The organism is Streptomyces sp. NPDC057616 (assembly GCF_042800575.1).
Classification (GTDB): Bacteria; Actinomycetota; Actinomycetes; order Streptomycetales; family Streptomycetaceae; genus Streptomyces.
On sequence record NZ_JBHVGU010000011.1, the window covers coordinates 199,801 to 216,931 of the forward strand.

The following is a 17,131-nucleotide window of genomic DNA, read 5'->3' on the forward strand; positions in this document are numbered from 1 at the left end:
CCCGGTGTGACCGGGCGGACCTTGCGGCACCCGGAGTGATTGCGGAGGATGCCGGTGGGGACCGGGGCCCCCGTGCCGGTAACGGCAGGGGCGGACCGCTACCCGTAGCACACACCAGGAGACAGCGATGTCCCACGAGGCTTCCGAGCCCGAGACCCCGCATCTCGATTTCCAGGGCACGACACCGTACGAGGACTACGTCCAGGCGGACGTGCTCACCCACCTCCAGCACACCCTCTCCGACGATCCCGGAGAGATGGTCTTCCTGGTCACGACCCAGGTGATGGAGCTGTGGTTCACCGTGATCGTCCACGAGTGGGAGACCGCCGCGCGGTCCCTTCGTGAGGACCGGGTACCGGTGGCGGTCGACGCGCTGAAGCGCTCGGTGCGCGAGCTGGAGGCGCTGAACGCCTCCTGGAGGCCCCTCGCGCAGCTCACACCGGCCCAGTTCAACTCCTACCGCTCCGCCCTCGGCGAGGGCTCCGGCTTCCAGTCGGCGATGTACCGGCGGATGGAGTTCCTGCTGGGCGAGAAGTCCGCGTCCATGCTCGTCCCGCACCGCGGCGCCCCGCGTGTGCACGCCGAGCTGGAGAAGGCGCTGCACGAGCCGAGCCTGTACGACGAGGTGCTGCGCCTGCTCGCCCGGCGCGGCCGGCCGATCCCGGCCTCCGTCCTGCAGCGCGACGTCTCGCTGCGCCACGAGCCCTCGGAGGCCGTGGAGGCCGTCTGGACCGACATCTACTCCGGTGACGAGCACGCCGAACTCGGACGCCTCGGCGAGGCGTTGACGGACGTCGCCGAACTGGTGTGGCGATGGCGCAACGACCATCTGGTGGCCACCCGCCGCGCGATGGGCGCCAAGGCGGGCACGGGCGGCTCCGCGGGCGTCGCCTGGCTGGAGAAGCGCGCGCAGAAGAACGTGTTCCCCGAGCTGTGGACGGCGAGGTCCCATGTCTGAGACGACCGAGCTCGCCGCCGGAGCGGCCAAGCTGGACGCCGCCGACGAACTGGCCGCGGTGCGCGGGAAGTTCGTCCTGGACGAGGTGGTGTACCTCGACGGCAACTCCCTCGGCGCCCTGCCGGCGGCCGTCCCGGGCCGGGTGGAGGACGTCGTACGGCGCCAGTGGGGCGAGTTGCGCATCCGGTCCTGGGACGAGAGCGGCTGGTGGACGGCGCCCGAGCGGATCGGCGACCGGATCGCGCCGCTGGTCGGCGCGGCGCGCGGGCAGATCGTCGTGGGCGACTCGACCAGTGTCAACGTCTTCAAGGCACTTGTGGGCGCGGTACGGCTCGCGCAGCGCGCCGGCGGCGGCCGGGACGAGATCCTGGTCGACGCCACGACCTTTCCCACGGACGGGTACATCGCGGAGTCGGCGGCCCGGATGACCGGGTGCACGCTGCGTCCGCTGGAGCCGGCCGAGGTGCCGGGCGCGCTGTCCGGCCGTACGGCCGCCGTCCTGCTCAACCACGTCGACTACCGCACCGGCCGGCTGCACGACCTGCCCGGCCTGACGGCGGCGGTGCACGCGGCGGGCGCGCCGGTGGTCTGGGACCTGTGCCACAGCGCGGGCGCGCTGCCGGTCGGGCTGGACGAGCACGGCGTCGACCTCGCGGTCGGCTGCACGTACAAGTACCTCAACGGCGGCCCGGGTTCACCTGCGTACCTCTACGTCCGCGCCGATCTCCAGGACCGCTTCGACTCCCCGCTGCCCGGCTGGAACTCCCATGCGGAGCCCTTCGGGATGCGGTCCGCGTACGAGCCCGCGTCCGGCGCGCTGCGCGGCCGGGTCGGCACCCCGGACATCCTCTCCATGCTCGCGCTGGAGGCGGCGCTCGACGTCTGGGACGGCGTCACGGTCGAGGCGGTACGGGCCAAGTCCCTTGCGCTGACGGACTTCTTCCTGGAGTGCGTGCGCGCGTACGTGCCCGCGGGGCGGGTGCAGTCGCTGACCCCGGCCGCCCACGCGGAGCGCGGCAGCCAGGTGGCGCTGAGGTGCGAGGACGCCGGGGACGTCATGAAGCGGCTGATCGAGCGGGGCGTGGTCGGGGACTTCCGGCACCCGGACGTCCTCCGGTTCGGCTTCACCCCGCTCTACGTCGGGTTCGGCGACGTAGAGCGGGCGGCCCGGGTGCTGGCCGAGACGCTCGCCGGATAGCCCCCGCGCCCGCCGCACGGCCGGGCGGTTCCCCGGAACCGCCCGGCTTGCACGGATACAGAACCGTTTCCCCCTCACCGAGCGTGACATCCCCGTGTCCGCGCACGTCACCGGCCTGATACCGTCCCCGCCAACGGCCCGATGTCGCACCTGGCCCGCCGAACTTTCCCCCAGTGCCACAGGCCTGGGAGGTATCCCATCGTCGCTGAGAGGTTGGAGCATGCCGGACGACGCCGCAGCAGCCCGGGCCGCCGCCGAAGAGGAGTCGGCGTTCTCGCACCCGGCGGTCGACCCCGACTCCACCGCCGCCTACGGTGACCATCCCGACCAGCTGATCGACTTCTACGTCCCGCGCGTGGAGGCGGTCCCGGGCGGCCCCGCCCCGCTGGTCGTCGTGCTGCACGGGGGCGCCTGGCGGGCGGCGTACGACCGCCGGCACATCTCCCCGTTCGCGGACTTCCTCGCCCGGCGCGGCTTCGCCGTGGCCAGCGTGGAGTACCGGCGCGGGAGCGCGATCCCGGCACAGGGCGGGAGCGGGCCCGTCGCGGGCCGGTGGCCCGAGACCTTCGACGACGTCGCGGCCGCGCTGGACGCCCTGCCCGGCCTGGTGCGCGAGCACCTGGTGCAGGCCGACCCGCGCCGCACGGTGATCACCGGGCACTCGGCCGGCGGCCATCTCGCGCTGTGGGCGGCGGCCCGCCATCTGCTGCCCGAGGACGCCCCCTGGCGCATCGACCGGCCCGCGCCGCTGCGCGGGGTCGTCGCCCTGGCCCCGATCGGCGACTTCGAGGTCGCCGACAAGCTCGACGTGTGCGCCGGGGCCACCCGTCAACTCCTGGGCGGCGACGAGAGGTTCGCCGAGCGGCGGCCGTACGCCGACCCCTCCCTGCTGCTGCCCACCGGTATCGCGACCACCCTCGTCCAGGGCCGCGAGGACCTCACCGTCCCGCAGGCGGTCGCCGAGTCCTACGCGGACGCTGCGGCGAAGGCCGGCGAGGTCGTCGGCCTCACCCTGCTCGAGGAGGTCGGCCACTTCCCCCTGATCGACCCGGCGGCGGACGCGTGCGCGGTGGTCGCGGAGGAGATCGCCCAGCTGGCCTGGTGACGCTTCCCGCGGTCCCCCTTGCATACCCGTAGTACCTGAGAGCTACGTGCCGCATGAGCTCCCTGGCGTGACGCGGACGACGTGTCACGGTCCGTAACTTCCTTACCGGACAAGCCCGATGGACGGGCGATCCGGAAGGGGAGGCGGCCATGGGGCTCGAGCAGGAGGCGACCTCGCGGGGCCGCAGCTCCAGATGGCGGCGAGCCACCCTCGCCGCCCTCATCACCGCCGCCGTCGTGGTCCCGCTCTCCGCCGCCGCCAGGCCCACGATCCCGGCCCCGGTCCCGGCGGCCCTCGCCCCCGCGACCGCATCCACCCTGCGGGCCGCCTACGACGCCAACCGCGCCAACGCCGCGCGGGCGTCCCGTATGGCCGCGGCCCACGGCGACCGCGAACGGGCCGCGGCGGACCGGGCGTTGGCCGCCCCCACCCGCCACTACCTCGCCTTCGACGGCCGCGGCCCGGGCCGGGCGGCCGAGGTCCTCGGCGACCTCGCCCGAGCCGACCGCATCGCCGTCCTGGTCCCCGGCTCGGACACCTCCCTCGACACCTACGACCGCTTCCGCGCGGGCGCCCTAGCCCTGCATCGGCGTCTCGAGCGGGAGGCCCCCCTCGGCACCCGCACCGCGGTCGTCGCCTGGCTGGGGTACCGCACCCCGGACACGATCAGCCCCGCGGTGCTCACCACCGGCCGAGCCGACCAAGCGGCCCCGCGGCTCAGGGAGTTCGTCGGCGACCTGCACCGCATAGCGGGCCGCACGGCGAAGATCTCCCTCCTGTGCCACTCCTACGGCACGGTCGTCTGCGGCAGCGCCGCCGCCGGCCTGGACGTCACCGACATCGCCCTCGTCGGCAGCCCCGGCACGGGCGCGCGCCGGGCGGCTGACCTGCACACCCGGGCCCACGTCTGGGCGGCCCGTGGCGGCGGCGACTGGATCGAGGAGGTCCCGCACGTCAGGACGGACCTGTTCGGCACGACCGTCGGCCTCGGCGCCGACCCGGTGTCCCCGGCCTTCGGCGCCCACGTCTTCGCGGCGGGCGGCGGCGGCCACAGCGACTACTTCCGGCCGGGCTCGGTCTCCCTCGCCAACCTCACCCGCATCGTCCTCGGCGACACCAAGGAGGTGACCCGTGCGTGAGACGATGCTGCGCCGGGCGCGCACGGGCATACGGCGCGGCGCCGAGCGCGTCGACGCCGCCTCACCCGCGGACCGCGACCGCGCCGTGGACGCACTGCGCGCCTTCGCGATCCTTGGCGTGGTCCTCGGCCACTGGCTGGTCACGGCCCTGGTGGCGGACGGCGGCACGCTGCACGCAGCGAGCCCGCTCCAGCACCTGCCGTGGCTGGCCCCGATCTCCTGGGCCTTCCAGACCCTCGCCGTGTTCTTCCTGGTGGGCGGCCATGTGGCGACCCGCAGCTACACGGCGGCGCAAGCACAGGGCACGCCGTACGCCCACTGGCTGAGGGCCCGTCTGTCGCGGCTGTTCCTGCCGGTGGCGGCGGTCCTGATCCTCTGGACGATCACGGCGGCCGCGCTGCTGCTGTCGGGAGCGGAGCTCGGCACCGTCCACACCCTGGTCAAGCTCGCGCTCTCGCCCCTGTGGTTCCTGGTGGTGTTCGCGGCCCTGACCGCGGCGACCCCGTTGCTGACCCGGCTCAACCCCCTGTGGCCGCTGGCCGTCGTCCTCCATGTGGACCTTCTCCGTTTCGGCCTCGGCGCCCCGCACAGTCTCGGCTGGATCAATGTGGCGGCGGGCTGGCTGGTGCCGTACACCCTGGGTGCGGCCTGGACCCGCGGCGAGCTGGACCGCCGCCGCGCGGGCTGGATCCTGCTCGCGGGCGGCACGGCGGCGACGGCCGCGCTGGTCGCCTGGGCCGGCTACCCGGCCTCGATGGTGGGCGTCCCCGGGCAGGCGGTCTCCAACCTCGACCCGCCCACCCTGGCGGCGGTCACCTTCGGACTGGCCCAGTGCGGGCTGGCGCTGCTGCTGCGCGACCGGCTGCGCAGCGCGATGCGGCGCCCCCTGGCCTGGGCGGCGGTGGCCTTCGTGAACCTCTCCGCGATGACGATCTTCCTCTGGCACCAGACGGCGCTGATGGCGACCACGGCCACCGCCCTGACCGCGGGCCGGCTCCCCGGTCTGCACACCGTTCCCGGCGACCTCGTCTGGGTGGCCTGCCGGCTGGCCTGGCTGCCCGTCTTCGCGCTGGTCCTCGCGGTGTGCTGGACGGCCTTCCACTCCTGCGAACGCCGGGCGCCGCGCCCTTCGGGCCCCGGCCCCTCCCGGGTGGTCCGGGTCAACCGCACCCCGGAAGGGTCTCCCGCGAGGCCGGCGCACCATGCCTAGGGTGGTCCGCGTGACGCGAACGGGGATGCGGCAGGCGGCCGCCGGCCGGCTGCTGCGCGGGCTGCGCGAGGACCTGTGCACGGTCCGGGCGGACCCGCTCCCCGCCTCCGCCTCGCTGCGCCGGGTGCCGCACGCCGTGGTCTGCGTCGCCGCGCTCGGCATCATGATCGGCGACGTGGCCCAGCTCCAGGACAACGGCCATCTGGGCTTCGGCTGGTCGTTCCTGCTGGCGCTAGCCAAGTCCGGCGCGGTGGTCCTGGCGCTGTGGCGGCCCCTCCCCGCGTGGTGGCTGTCCACCGGGGCCTCGCTGGTGTGCGCTCTCGTGGTGCACGGCCGCCTCGGCGAGGTCCCGGGGACCGAGTTCACCTGGCCCTGGACGGCGGCCGGACTCATCGCCCAGCTGCTCGTGCTGACGCTGCTCGCGCTGCGGGTGCGGACCAGGGTGGCGGTCGAGGCGCTGGCCGTGACCGTTCTGGTCACCTGGGCCCTGGAGGGTGCGTGGGGCGCAGCGCACTATCAGTCCACCGGTGTCCTCGCCATCGCCCTGTCCACGTTCGTCGTGATGCTCGGCAGTCTGGTGCACAGCCGCCGCGAGGCCCGCGCGGAGCTGAGCCGGCAGACCACGCTCACCGCCGAGGAGCGGGCCCGGCGCACCCTGCTGGAGGAGCGCAACCGCATCGCCCGCGAGCTGCACGACGTGGTCGCCCACCACATGTCCGTGATCTCCATCCAGGCCCAGGTCGCCCCGCACCTCGTCCAGGACCCGCCCGCGGAGCTCCGCGAGAACCTCGACGGCATCCGCAACAACGCGCTGGAGGCGCTGACCGAGCTGCGCAGGGTCCTCGGCGTGCTGCGCTCGGAGGACCCCGAGACGGACGCGCTCGACGACGCCGGGCCCGGCCCGCACAGCCCCCAGCCCACCCTGGAGCGGCTGGACGCGCTGGTCGAGAACACCCGCGCGGCCGGGCTCACGGTCACCGTCACCACCACCGGGCGGCGCCGCCCGATGCCGTCCGGTGTGGAGCTGTCGGCGTACCGGATCGTGCAGGAGGCGCTGAGCAACGTCCTGCGCCACGCACCCGGCGCACGGGCCGGCGTCACCGTCGAGTACGTCCCCTTCGGCCTGCGCGTGGAGGTCGTCAACTCGCGGCCGGACCGGCCCGCCCCCGCCTCGCCCGGCGCGGGCCACGGGCTGCTCGGCATGCGGGAGCGGGCCGCGATGCTCGGCGGCGACCTGTCGGCGCACCCGCTGCCGGACGGCGGCTACAAGATCTCCGCGTTCCTGCCCGCGCGCGCCGACGGACCGGACCCCGGTGCCGCGGACGTCGCCGGCGCCCTCGACCCGAAGGACCACACCGCATGACGAGCAGCCCCATCCGCGTACTGATCGCCGACGACCAGCAGATGGTCCGCCAGGGCTTCGGCGTGCTGCTCAACACCAAGCCGGACATCGACGTGGTCGGCCAGGCGGTCGACGGCCTGGACGCCGTCGCCCAGGTCGCCGAACTCGCCCCGGACGTCGTCCTGATGGACATCCGCATGCCCGAGCTCGGCGGCATCGAGGCCACCCGCCGGATCACCGAGGCGACCCCGCACATCAAGGTGCTGGTGCTGACCACCTTCGACCTCGACGAGTACGTCTACGAGGCGCTGCGCGCGGGGGCGTCCGGCTTCCTGCTCAAGGACGCCTCCGCCGACCAGCTGGCCGAGGCGGTGCGGGTGGTGGCAGCCGGTGACGCGCTGCTCGCCCCGGGCATCACCCGCCGGCTGATCGCGGAGTTCTCCCGCCTGGACGGCAGGCCCCGGGCACCGCTCAAGGAGCGGGTGGGCGATCTGACCGAGCGCGAGACGGAGGTCCTCGCCCTGATCGCGCAGGGCCTGTCGAACGCGGAGATCGCCGAGCGGCTGGTCGTCGCCGAGCAGACCGTGAAGACCCATGTGGGCCGCATCCTGGTGAAGCTGGGCCTGCGCGACCGTACGCAGGCGGCGGTGTTCGCGTACGAGTCGGGACTGGTGCGGCCGTCCGGCCACTGACCGGCCGGTGGCCGCCGTAGTACCTGAGAGGGAGGCCGAAGGACCCTTCTCACTGGTGACGCCCGCCGCCCGGGCCTGCGCCTACCGTTTCTACCGTGACCGACACCAGCCAGACGCAGTCGACGCCGCCGGAGCCGCCGGAGGGCGCGTTCGAGCCGTACAAGCCGCGCAGCCCGGAGTTCCGGGCGGCCATGGACGCCCTGGGCGGCCTGCGGCAGGACCTGTTCCACGACGTCTTCGCCTACCGCCCGCTGCCCCGCGCGAGCGCCGACGGGCGGTTCGCCCGCCGGCTGCCCGGCCGGCTGCGCGAGTACGCGGCCTGGGCGCCGCACGCCCTGATCACGGCGGCCGGCCTGCTGGCGATGCTCGTCGCCACCAGCAGCTTCCGCGGCGCGGGCGTCAATCTGGTCCTCGGCCTGCTGGCGCTGGTCCCGGTCCTGCTGACCATGGTCCGGCCGGTCGGCGCGTTCTGGCTGTCGATGTTCGCGACCCCGGTCGCCGCGGTGCTCGACGGCAACTGGGACGGGGAGTGGCCCTGGCCGCCCGGCAGCTTCGCCTGCCACCTGTTCGTGCTCACGATCGTCGCGATCCGCACCAGGCCGCGCACCGCCGCCTGGATGTGGGCGCTGACGGGGGTGTACGGCTCGGTGATCGGCAGCCTCCTCGGCGGCGGCCACTACTTCGGCCCGAACACCGTGCAGCTGCTGTTCGTCTCCGCCCTCTGCCTGCTCGCCGTCTCCCTCTGGCACATCCGGCGCGACGCCCACCAGGAGGTGACCATCCAGCGGACGGTCACCGCGCACGAGCGGTCCCGGCGCACCCTCCTGGAGGAGCGCACGACGATCGCCCGCGAACTGCACGACGTGGTCGCGCACCACATGTCGGTCGTCGCCATCCAGGCGGAGGCCGCCCCCTACCGGGTGGAGAACCCGCCGCCGGAGCTGGAGCGCGCCTTCGCCACCATCCGGGAGAACGCGGTGGCCGCGCTCACCGAGCTGCGCCGCGTCCTCGGCGTCGTCCGTGCCGAGGACTACGAGGCCCCGGACGCCCCGCAGCCCACCCTCGCCGACCTGGACGGGCTGCTGGCGAACGTGCGCGAGGCGGGCCTGCGCGTCGACAAGACGGTGACCGGAGCGGTGCGCGAACTGCCGCAGGGCGTCGAGCTGTCGGCGTACCGCATCGTCCAGGAGGCGCTGAGCAACAGCCTGCGGCACGCGCCCGGCGCGGGCGCGCGCGTCGAGATCGGCTACGTCCTCGGCGGCCTGGGCCTGCGCATAGTCAACGACCCGCCGCCCGAGCCGAGCCTGGTGAAACCGTCACCGGGCGCCGGGCACGGCATCACCGGCATGCGGGAGCGGGTGTCGATGCTGAACGGCGAGATGACCGCGGACGCCACGGACGCGGGAGGCTACGAGGTGACGGTGTTCCTGCCGGTCGCCGGTACCAGGGACGGTGACGCATGACCATCCGCGTCCTGATCGCGGACGACCAGATGATGGTGCGCGAGGGCTTCTCGGTCCTGCTGAACGCGATGCCGGACATCGAGGTGGCCGGCGAGGCGGTCAACGGACGCGAGGCCGTCGACCGGGTCCGCGAGCTGGCCCCCGACGTCGTCCTGATGGACATCCGCATGCCCGAGCTGAACGGCATCGAGGCGACCCGCGAGATCGTCGCCGCCGACAGCACCTCGAAGGTGCTGGTGCTGACCACCTTCGACCTCGACGAGTACGTCTACCAGGCGCTCAGGGCGGGCGCCTCCGGCTTCCTGCTCAAGGACGCCTCGGCCCGCCAACTCGCCGACGGTGTCAGGGTGGTGGCCGCGGGCGAGGCACTGCTCGCGCCCACCGTGACGAAGCGGCTGATCACGGAGTTCTCCAAGCTGTCGTCGGCGCCGCGCCTGATGGCGTCCGCGCAGGCGGCCTACGGCGATCTGACCGAGCGGGAGACCGAGGTGCTGGTGCTGATCGCGCAGGGCCTGTCGAACGCGGAGATCGCCGGGCGGCTGGTGGTCGCCGAGTCGACGATCAAGACACACGTCAGCCGGATCCTGGTGAAGCTGGGCCTCAGGGACCGCACCCAGGCGGCGGTGTTCGCGTACGAGGCCAGGCTGGTCACGCCGGGGTGAGCCGGGCTAGCGTCCGGGCATGGGAGCTGTTTCCGACCTCGCCTTCGACCCGTGGGACCCGGCGTTCCTCGCCGACCCCTACCCCGCCTACGCCGAGCTGCGCGCCAAGGGCCGGGTGCACTACTTCGAGCCCACGGACCAGTGGCTGGTGCCGCACCACGCGGACGTCTCGGCGCTGCTGCGCGACCGGCGCCTGGGGCGGACGTACCAGCACCGGTTCACGCACGAGGACTTCGGGCGGACGGCGCCGCCGGCCGAGCACGAGCCGTTCCACACGCTCAACGACCACGGGATGCTCGACCTGGAACCGCCGGATCACACCCGGATCCGGCGGCTGGTGTCGAAGGCGTTCACGCCGCGGACGGTCGAGCGGCTGAGGCCGTACGTGACGGGCCTCGCCGGGGCGCTGGTGGACCGGCTGGTCGCGCGGGGCGGCGGGGACCTGCTCACCGACGTCGCCGAGCCGCTGCCCGTGGCGGTCATCGCCGAGATGCTCGGCATCCCCGAGTCCGACCGGGCGCCGCTGCGCCCCTGGTCGGCCGACATCTGCGGGATGTACGAGCTGAATCCCGGCGAGGACACGGCGCGCAGGGCCGTGCAGGCGTCGGTCGAGTTCTCGGAGTACCTCCTCCGGCTGATCGACGAGCGCCGCAAGCAGCCCGGGGAGGACCTGATCTCGGGCCTGATCGCCGCGCACGACGAGGGCGACCGGCTCACCGAGCAGGAGATGATCTCGACCTGCGTCCTGCTGCTGAACGCGGGCCACGAGGCGACGGTGAACGCGACCGTCAACGGCTGGTGGGCCCTGTTCCGCAACCCGGCCCAGCTCGCGGCGCTGCGCGCCGACCACTCCCTCGTCCCGTCGGCGGTCGAGGAGCTGATGCGTTACGACACCCCGCTCCAGCTCTTCGAGCGCTGGGTGCTGGACGAGATCGAGATCGACGGCACGACGATCCCGAGGGGCGCGGAGATCGCCATGCTCTTCGGCTCCGCCAACCACGACCCCGAGGTGTTCCGGGAGCCGGAGGAGCTCGACCTCACCCGCGCCGACAACCCGCACATCTCCTTCAGCGCCGGCATCCACTACTGCATCGGCGCGCCCCTGGCCCGCATCGAACTGGCGGCGTCGATGACGGCCCTGCTGGAGAAGGCGCCCGGCCTGAGCCTGGCGGCCGAGCCCGAGCGCAAGCCCAACTTCGTCATCAGGGGGCTCGACGGACTCCGGGTGTCGGCCTAGGCGCCGTCGCGTCAGGAGGCACCGAGGCGGCGGGCGGCGAGCTGCACCTCCAGGGGTGTGCCCGGGGGTTCGAGGACCATGAAGCCCGCCTCCTCGCCGCGGTGGTAGATCTTCAGGCGCGGCCCGTCGACGGCCAGGCGCAGCTCGGGCCAGGGGTGGGCCCACAGCAGCTGGGAGTGTTCCCACAGCTGCAGGTGCCGGGAGGTCAGCAGCAGCTGGAAGGGCGGGTTCTCGTACGGCGTCGGGGCCCGCCCGGGCGTGAACGGCGGCCGCACGGCGTAGGCGCCGATCAGCCGCTCGCCGGGGCCGAGCATCTCCGCGCGGACGGCGTTCTCGCGGCCGGTCCGCGCTCCCGCCCAGCCCGCGAAGACGCTGCACAGCAGGGTGAGCGGCACGACGACGAACCAGGGGATGCCGTGCGCGGCCCCGGCGGCGCCCTCGATCGCGAGGGACGCCGCCCCGAGACAGACGGCGGTGGCGCCGCCGGCGACGGCGGCCCGGCGTAGCCGCCGCTGTCCTTCCCCCTCCACGGTCCCGCGCCCCGCGCCCCGTCGTGCCATGCACCGTCTCCCTCCGCGTCGTCCCGTTCGCCCGCGACGTGGTGGATGACTCGGCGGAGGGCCGGACGGTTGCACAGTGCACGGACATGCCGTCATCGCCCTGCGCACCGGACCACCGCCCAGAGGGCGAGGCCCGCGGCGCTCCCCCGAGGGCCGTGAGCGGCAGTTCGGCGTGGAGGACGCTCCAGTCCGGGCTCTGCTCGAACCGCCAGAACCGGGCCCGGACGTCGACGGCCCACACCGCGAGGCCGCGGGGTTCCTCCGGCCGCAGTCTCGTCAGGTCGTCATGTCCCGCCGTCGTAGTCCCGTCAGGCCGGCCGTCACGAGGGCGGCCGCCAGGGCGAGCAGGATCAGGACGGGGGGCCAGTGCATGGAGCCGCCCGGCAGCTTCGGGAGGTGGCCGAAGGGGGAGAGGTCCAGGACCGCCTGGGGGACGTTCAGCGCGGGGCCGACCCAGCCGATCAGGAGCACCGCGCCCGCCACGCCCCAGGCCGCCGTCGCCGCCCGGGGCAGGCAGCCGTGGAGGAGCACCGCGACCCCGCCGATCACCCACACCGCGGGCACCTGCACCAGGCAGGACCCCATGATCGGGCCGATCTGCTTGCCGTAGCCGACGGCGAAGCCCAGACCGGTGAGCAGCATGATGAGGACCGTTCCGCCGAAGGCGACGACCAGGTGGCCGGCGGCCCAGCGCAGCCTGCCCACCGCGTTCGCGAGGAGCGGCTCGGCGCGGCCGGAGGTCTCCTCGCCGTGCAGCCGGAGCACCGAGGCGACGATGAACAGGGCCGCGATCAGGCCGAGCATCCCGGTCATCGAGGCGAGGAAGGAGTCGGTGATCCCCGACCTGCCGCCCATGCGCTCGAAGATCTGGCGGGCGTTGTCGTTGTCGCGGACCAGGTCGGCCGCGCCGTCCGTCAGGCCGCCGTAGACGACCCCCGCGAGGAAGAAGCCGACGCTCCAGCCGAGCACGCCGCCCCGCTGGAGCCGCCAGGCGAGCGCGCCCGCCGTGCCGAGCCGCCCGGACGCCGGTCCGGGGCGCGTCGGCAGGAAGCTCATGCCGATGTCGCGGCGCCCGGCGAGCTCGTACGCCACCACGCCCTGCACCACCGCCGCCGCCACGAACAGCAGCAGCACCCACCAGCGTTCGTGGGCGTAGGGCCGCAGGTTCTCCAGCCAGCCGAGCGGCGACAGCCAGGTCAGGACGGACGAACCGTCGTCGGTGGCCGAGTCGCCCGCCGCGCGCAGCACGAAGGCCGCGCCCAGCACCGCGGCCGTCAGCCCGCGGGCCAGCCGCGCGCTCTCGGTCAGCTGGGCGACGATCGCCGCCGCCGTGGCGAAGACCATGCCGACGCCCGCGAGGCCCAGGCCGAAGGCCACGGCCCCCGCGGCCCCGTGTCCGGCCAGGCCGCCCGCCACCAGCAGGGCCAGCACCCCGCTCGCGACCCCGGCCGCCAGCAGCCCCGCGGTCAGCGGTGCGCGGCGGCCCACCATGCCGGAGGAGACCAGTTCCTGACGGCCGCTCTCCTCCTCGTCCCTGGTGTGCCGTACGACGACGAGAAGGCTGGTCACGGCGGCCAGGGCACCGGCGTAGACGCCGACCCGCCAGGCCGTCAGGGCGCCGAGCGAGTCGTCGAAGACCGGGCCGACCAGGGCGCGCAGCGAGGAGTTCGTCGCCATCTGGTGCATGAGGTCGTCGCGCTGGGCCTGGGTGCCGTACAGGCTCTTCAGCGTGTTCGGCATGGACAGGACCATGAGCGTGTTGACCGCGACCCACACCGGGATCAGCACCCGGTCGCGGCGCAGCGCGAACCGCAACAGGATGCCGGTGCCCGCCAGTTGGCGCGTGCCCCCGCCCCGTACGGAGAACGACGTGGCGGTCATCGGGACGCCACCTCCGCCCCCTGCGCCGACTCGGCACCCTCCTCCTGGTAGTGCCGCAGGAACAGCTCCTCCAGGGTCGGCGGCGTCGAGGTGAGCGACCGTACGCCCGACTCGCTCAACTGCCGCAGGACGGCGTCGAGTTTGTCCGTCTCGACCTGGAGCCGCACCCGCCTGCCCTGGACGTCGAGGTCGTGGACGCCCGGCAGCCGCGCCAACCCGTTGGGCTCGCCGACGAGTTCGGCGCTGACGCTGGTCCGGGTCAGATGGCGCAGGTCGGCCAGCGAACCGCTCTCCACCGTCCGGCCCTTGCGGATGATGCTCACCCGGTCGCAGAGCTCCTCGACCTCGCTGAGGATGTGCGAGGAGAGCAGGACGGTCCGGCCGCGCTCGCGCTCCTCCTCCACGCAGCGCTGGAAGACCCCCTCCATCAGCGGGTCCAGGCCCGACGTCGGCTCGTCCAGGATCAGCAGGTCCACGTCCGAGGCGAACGCGGCGACCAGGGCGACCTTCTGCCGGTTGCCCTTGGAGTAGGTGCGGCCCTTCTTGGTGGGGTCCAGCTCGAAGCGCTCGATCAGCTCGGCGCGGCGGCCGGCGTCCAGGCCGCCGCGCAGCCTGCCGTAGAGGTCGATGACCTCGCCGCCGGAGAGGTTGCGCCACAGGGTCACGTCCCCGGGGACGTACGCGATCCGGCGATGCACCTCCACCGCGTCGTGCCACGGGTCGCGGCCGAGCACCCGCGCGGCGCCCGCGTCCGCGCGCAGCAGGCCGAGCAGGACGCGGATGGTGGTGGACTTGCCGGCGCCGTTCGGGCCGAGGAAGCCGTGCACCTCGCCGGTCTCCACCCCCAGGTCGAGGCCGTCCAAAGCATGGGTCCTGCCGAACGACTTGTGCAGGCCGGATACCTCAATGGCGGGGTTTGCCTTCGTCATGGTTCAGAACGTACGCTTCTTTCAGAAATTTGTGAAGTTAAGGAAGCGTGAAAACCGAAGATAGGGTTGACGCATGACGGACAACGCGGAGAACGCGGTGGCGCGGAATCCCGACGACGTCTCGCGGTTCGTGGAGCACTTCGCGGCCCAGCTCGTGGAGGCCGGGCTGCAGCGGATGCCGGCCAGGGTCTTCGCCGCGCTGCTCGCCTCCGACAGCGGTGCCCGGACCTCCGCCGAACTGAGCGAGCAGTTGCAGATCAGCCCGGCCGCGGTGTCCGGGGCGGTGCGCTACCTCGCGCAGGTGCACATGCTCTCGCGCGAGCGGGAGCCCGGGTCCCGGCGGGAGCGGTACCGGGTGCACAGCGACCAGTGGTACGAGGCGCTGACCAACCGCGAGGCGATCATCAAGCGCTGGGAGGACGCGCTGCGGGAGGGCGTGACCAGCCTGGGCGCCGACACCCCGGCGGGCCGCCGGCTCGCCGAGACGCTCGCGTTCTTCGAGTTCATCGAGAAGGACGTGGCCCGGATGATGGAGCGCTGGCGCATCCACCGAGAAACCCTCTTCGGCCCGGAGGACAGGCCCTAACGCTCCCGCGTCTCCTCCAGCACCGTCCGTCCCAGCAGGGCGTACCGGTCGGGGGAGTGCCGTTTGAGGTACTGGGCACAGCCGACGCCGGTCGCCGCGACCAGGGCCACCAGCCAGGGGGTCGCCCTCAGCAGCAGGGAGCCCGACTCCGCGCCGGCCGCGGCCCCCATGTTGGACACCAGCAGGACCACCACGCCGAGCATCGCGACGCCGCCGAAGAGCGGCGCGGCGAAGGTCCTGAACCAGTGCCGGCTCTCGGGGTGGTGGGTGCGGAAGTAGACCAGCACCGCGAACGAGCACACGGCCTGGACGATCAGGATCGCCATCGTGCCGAGGATGGCCAGCAGGACGTAGAGCGCGTTGTACGGATCCTTGCCCGCGGCCCAGAACGCGCCGACCAGGACCGCGGAGACGGCCGTCTGGACCAGCCCCGCGAGGTGCGGGGAGCCGTGCCGGCCGTGGGTGCGCCCGACGGTGTTCCGCAGCGACGGCAGCACGCCCTCGCGGCCCAGCGCGTACAGGTAGCGGGCGGCGCAGTTGTGGAAGGCCATCCCGCAGGCGAGCGAGCCGGTGATCATCAGCCACTGCATGACGACGACCGCCCAGTGCCCGACGTAGCGCTCGGTGGGGCCGAAGAACAGCGCGAGCGGGTTCGCGGAGGAGGCCGCCCGCACCGCCTCCGTCTCGCCGTTGCCGACGATGGCCATCCAGGAGACGAGGACGTAGAAGACCCCGACACCGAGGACCGAGACCATCGTCGCCCTGGGAATGATCCGCTTCGGGTCGCGGGACTCCTCGCCGTACATCGCCGTCGACTCGAAGCCGACCCACGACCAGAACGCGAAGAAGAGGCCGAGGCCCGCGGACGTTCCCTTGAAGGCGTTGACCGGGTTCACCGGGTCGAGGCTGAAGCCGTGCGGGCCGCCGCCGTGCAGGGCGACCGAGACCGCCATCGCGGCGAGGACCGTCACCTCGGTGGCGAGGAGGACCACGAGCAGCTTCTCGGCGACCGATACGCCGAACCAGGTGCCGGTCGCGTTGACGGCGAGCATCAGCACCGCGAAGACCCACCAGGGGACGGTGAGTCCGGTCTGGTCCTGCAGGGTCGTGGTGGCGAAGGTGGAGAAGATGCCGATGAGCGCCGGTTCGAAGACGGCGTACGCGAAGGTCGCGAGCAGCCCGGAGGCGAGGCCGGCGGTGCGGCCGAGGCCGTAGGAGATGAAGCCGTAGAAGGCGCCGGTGGAGGTGATGTGCTTCGCCATCGAGGTGAAGCCGACCGAAAAGATTGCCAGGACGACCATTGCGACGAGATAGCTCGCGGGGGCCCCGATGCCGTTGCCGCTCGACACCATGAAGGGCACGTTGCCGGTCATCGCGGTGATCGGCGCCGCCGTGGCGACGGCCATGAAGACCACGCCGAGAAGGCCGACCGCGTTGGGTTTGAGCCGGTGAACGGCGTTCTTGTCCGTCGCCTTCGACGCCGGCTCGACTCCCTCGTCCACTGCCATCGGGTGGCTCCTCCTCGTGGTGGTCCCCTGGTGCACCGAACCGGAACTGTGTCGCCCGAATGAGTCGGTCAAGGGTGTCGAGGCGTTAAATGTTTGTCAACCAGACCTTTGGAAACCGGAGTCGAGGGGAGTCGGTCGGAGCGAGCGCGTCACCGACGCGGCCGGCGACGCGCTCGGGGCGCCGGGCCGGCGGGGACCTGCCGCGCGTCCGTGGGCTGGGCGGCGTCATGGCGCGAGAGCTCGAGGGCCACTGGCGGGGCGAGGAGAACGGCCTGTTCGCGGTGATGCGCGACGACCCGGACTACGCCGACTACGTCGCCGCCCTCGCGCGCGAGCACCGCGAGCTGGGCGCCCTGCTGCCCACGCCGGACCTGGCCGTTCCCAGGGACGTCCACACGCTCACCGAGGCCTCACCCCGGAACTGCGGATCGGGCCGTGTCACCTCGGGTCGGGCACCGTCTCCCCGGCACGTCACCTCACGTCCGGCGCCGTCTCTTCGGGTCGGGCTGCAGGGTCGGGCCCCGTCACCCGGGTCGGGCCCTGTTGCCGGGGTCGGCTGCCATGTCCCCGGGGCGGGCCCTGTTACCGGGGTTGGGCGCCGTCGCCTCGCATCGGACCTCGTCACCTGGATCGGGCCCCCGTCACCTGGATCGGGCCCCCG

At 73.3% G+C, this 17,131-nt stretch carries 15 protein-coding genes; 11 read left to right on the top strand and 4 right to left on the bottom strand.

All coding sequences use genetic code 11. The features are described from left to right. Positions 1-127 precede the first annotated feature (127 nt). The 10 genes from ACFU97_RS16430 (at position 128) to ACFU97_RS16475 (ending at position 11,006) form a co-directional block, all read left to right on the top strand. Complete coding sequence (locus tag ACFU97_RS16430) at positions 128-958, top strand: tryptophan 2,3-dioxygenase family protein (protein ID WP_384256427.1); 831 nt, start codon at positions 128-130, stop codon at positions 956-958. Continuing rightward, positions 951-2,156 (top strand): kynureninase, encoded by a 1,206-nt coding sequence (kynU, locus tag ACFU97_RS16435; protein WP_384256429.1) that lies wholly within the window; start codon positions 951-953, stop codon positions 2,154-2,156. The genes ACFU97_RS16430 and kynU overlap by 8 nt, the downstream gene beginning before the upstream one ends. 220 nt (positions 2,157-2,376) lie before the next feature. Continuing rightward, a complete protein-coding gene (locus ACFU97_RS16440) occupies positions 2,377-3,261 on the top strand; it encodes an alpha/beta hydrolase family protein (RefSeq protein WP_384256432.1) in 885 nt (294 codons plus the stop codon). A gap of 149 nt (positions 3,262-3,410) precedes the next feature. Next, positions 3,411-4,400, top strand: coding sequence for an alpha/beta hydrolase (locus ACFU97_RS16445; protein WP_384256434.1), 990 nt, complete (start codon positions 3,411-3,413; stop codon positions 4,398-4,400). 4 nt (positions 4,401-4,404) lie between these two features. Further along, entirely contained in the window at positions 4,405-5,610 is a 1,206-nt protein-coding gene (locus ACFU97_RS16450; RefSeq protein ID WP_384256545.1) for an acyltransferase, read from the top strand. Further along, positions 5,603-6,973 carry a sensor histidine kinase gene (locus ACFU97_RS16455; RefSeq protein WP_384256437.1) on the top strand — a complete coding sequence of 457 codons (1,371 nt, stop codon included), beginning with the start codon at positions 5,603-5,605 and terminating at the stop codon, positions 6,971-6,973. Before ACFU97_RS16450 ends, ACFU97_RS16455 begins: the two co-directional genes overlap by 8 nt. Continuing rightward, the gene (locus tag ACFU97_RS16460; RefSeq protein WP_384256439.1) at positions 6,970-7,644 is read left to right on the top strand and encodes a response regulator; all 675 of its coding nucleotides are present in this window, start codon (positions 6,970-6,972) and stop codon (positions 7,642-7,644) included. Before ACFU97_RS16455 ends, ACFU97_RS16460 begins: the two co-directional genes overlap by 4 nt. A 95-nt stretch (positions 7,645-7,739) precedes the next feature. Further along, entirely contained in the window at positions 7,740-9,107 is a 1,368-nt protein-coding gene (locus ACFU97_RS16465; protein WP_384256441.1) for a sensor histidine kinase, read from the top strand. Beyond that, the gene (locus ACFU97_RS16470; RefSeq protein WP_384256443.1) at positions 9,104-9,769 is read left to right on the top strand and encodes a response regulator; all 666 of its coding nucleotides are present in this window, start codon (positions 9,104-9,106) and stop codon (positions 9,767-9,769) included. Before ACFU97_RS16465 ends, ACFU97_RS16470 begins: the two co-directional genes overlap by 4 nt. 19 nt (positions 9,770-9,788) lie before the next feature. Next, on the top strand, positions 9,789-11,006 hold the full coding sequence (locus tag ACFU97_RS16475; RefSeq protein ID WP_384256446.1) for a cytochrome P450: 1,218 nt from the start codon (positions 9,789-9,791) through the stop codon (positions 11,004-11,006). A gap of 11 nt (positions 11,007-11,017) precedes the next feature. Here the strand turns inward: ACFU97_RS16475 and ACFU97_RS16480 are convergent, their stop codons facing one another. The 3 genes from ACFU97_RS16480 to ACFU97_RS16490 all read right to left on the bottom strand — a co-directional run bounded on the left by ACFU97_RS16480 (position 11,018) and on the right by ACFU97_RS16490 (position 14,376). Next, on the bottom strand, positions 11,018-11,566 hold the full coding sequence (locus ACFU97_RS16480; RefSeq protein ID WP_384256448.1) for a hypothetical protein: 549 nt from the start codon (positions 11,564-11,566) through the stop codon (positions 11,018-11,020). 276 nt (positions 11,567-11,842) lie between these two features. Then, positions 11,843-13,447 (bottom strand): ABC transporter permease, encoded by a 1,605-nt coding sequence (locus tag ACFU97_RS16485; protein WP_384256451.1) that lies wholly within the window; start codon positions 13,445-13,447, stop codon positions 11,843-11,845. After that, the gene (locus ACFU97_RS16490; protein WP_384256453.1) at positions 13,444-14,376 is read right to left on the bottom strand and encodes an ATP-binding cassette domain-containing protein; all 933 of its coding nucleotides are present in this window, start codon (positions 14,374-14,376) and stop codon (positions 13,444-13,446) included. The genes ACFU97_RS16485 and ACFU97_RS16490 overlap by 4 nt, the downstream gene beginning before the upstream one ends. A gap of 73 nt (positions 14,377-14,449) precedes the next feature. Between ACFU97_RS16490 and ACFU97_RS16495 the strand changes: the two genes are divergently transcribed. Further along, a complete protein-coding gene (locus tag ACFU97_RS16495) occupies positions 14,450-14,962 on the top strand; it encodes a GbsR/MarR family transcriptional regulator (RefSeq protein WP_384256455.1) in 513 nt (170 codons plus the stop codon). Here the strand turns inward: ACFU97_RS16495 and ACFU97_RS16500 are convergent. Continuing rightward, positions 14,959-16,470: an APC family permease gene (locus ACFU97_RS16500; protein WP_384256458.1), complete on the bottom strand. Its 1,512-nt coding sequence runs from the start codon at positions 16,468-16,470 to the stop codon at positions 14,959-14,961. The two genes, ACFU97_RS16495 and ACFU97_RS16500, sit on opposite strands and share 4 nt — an antisense overlap. Positions 16,471-17,131 lie beyond the last annotated feature (661 nt).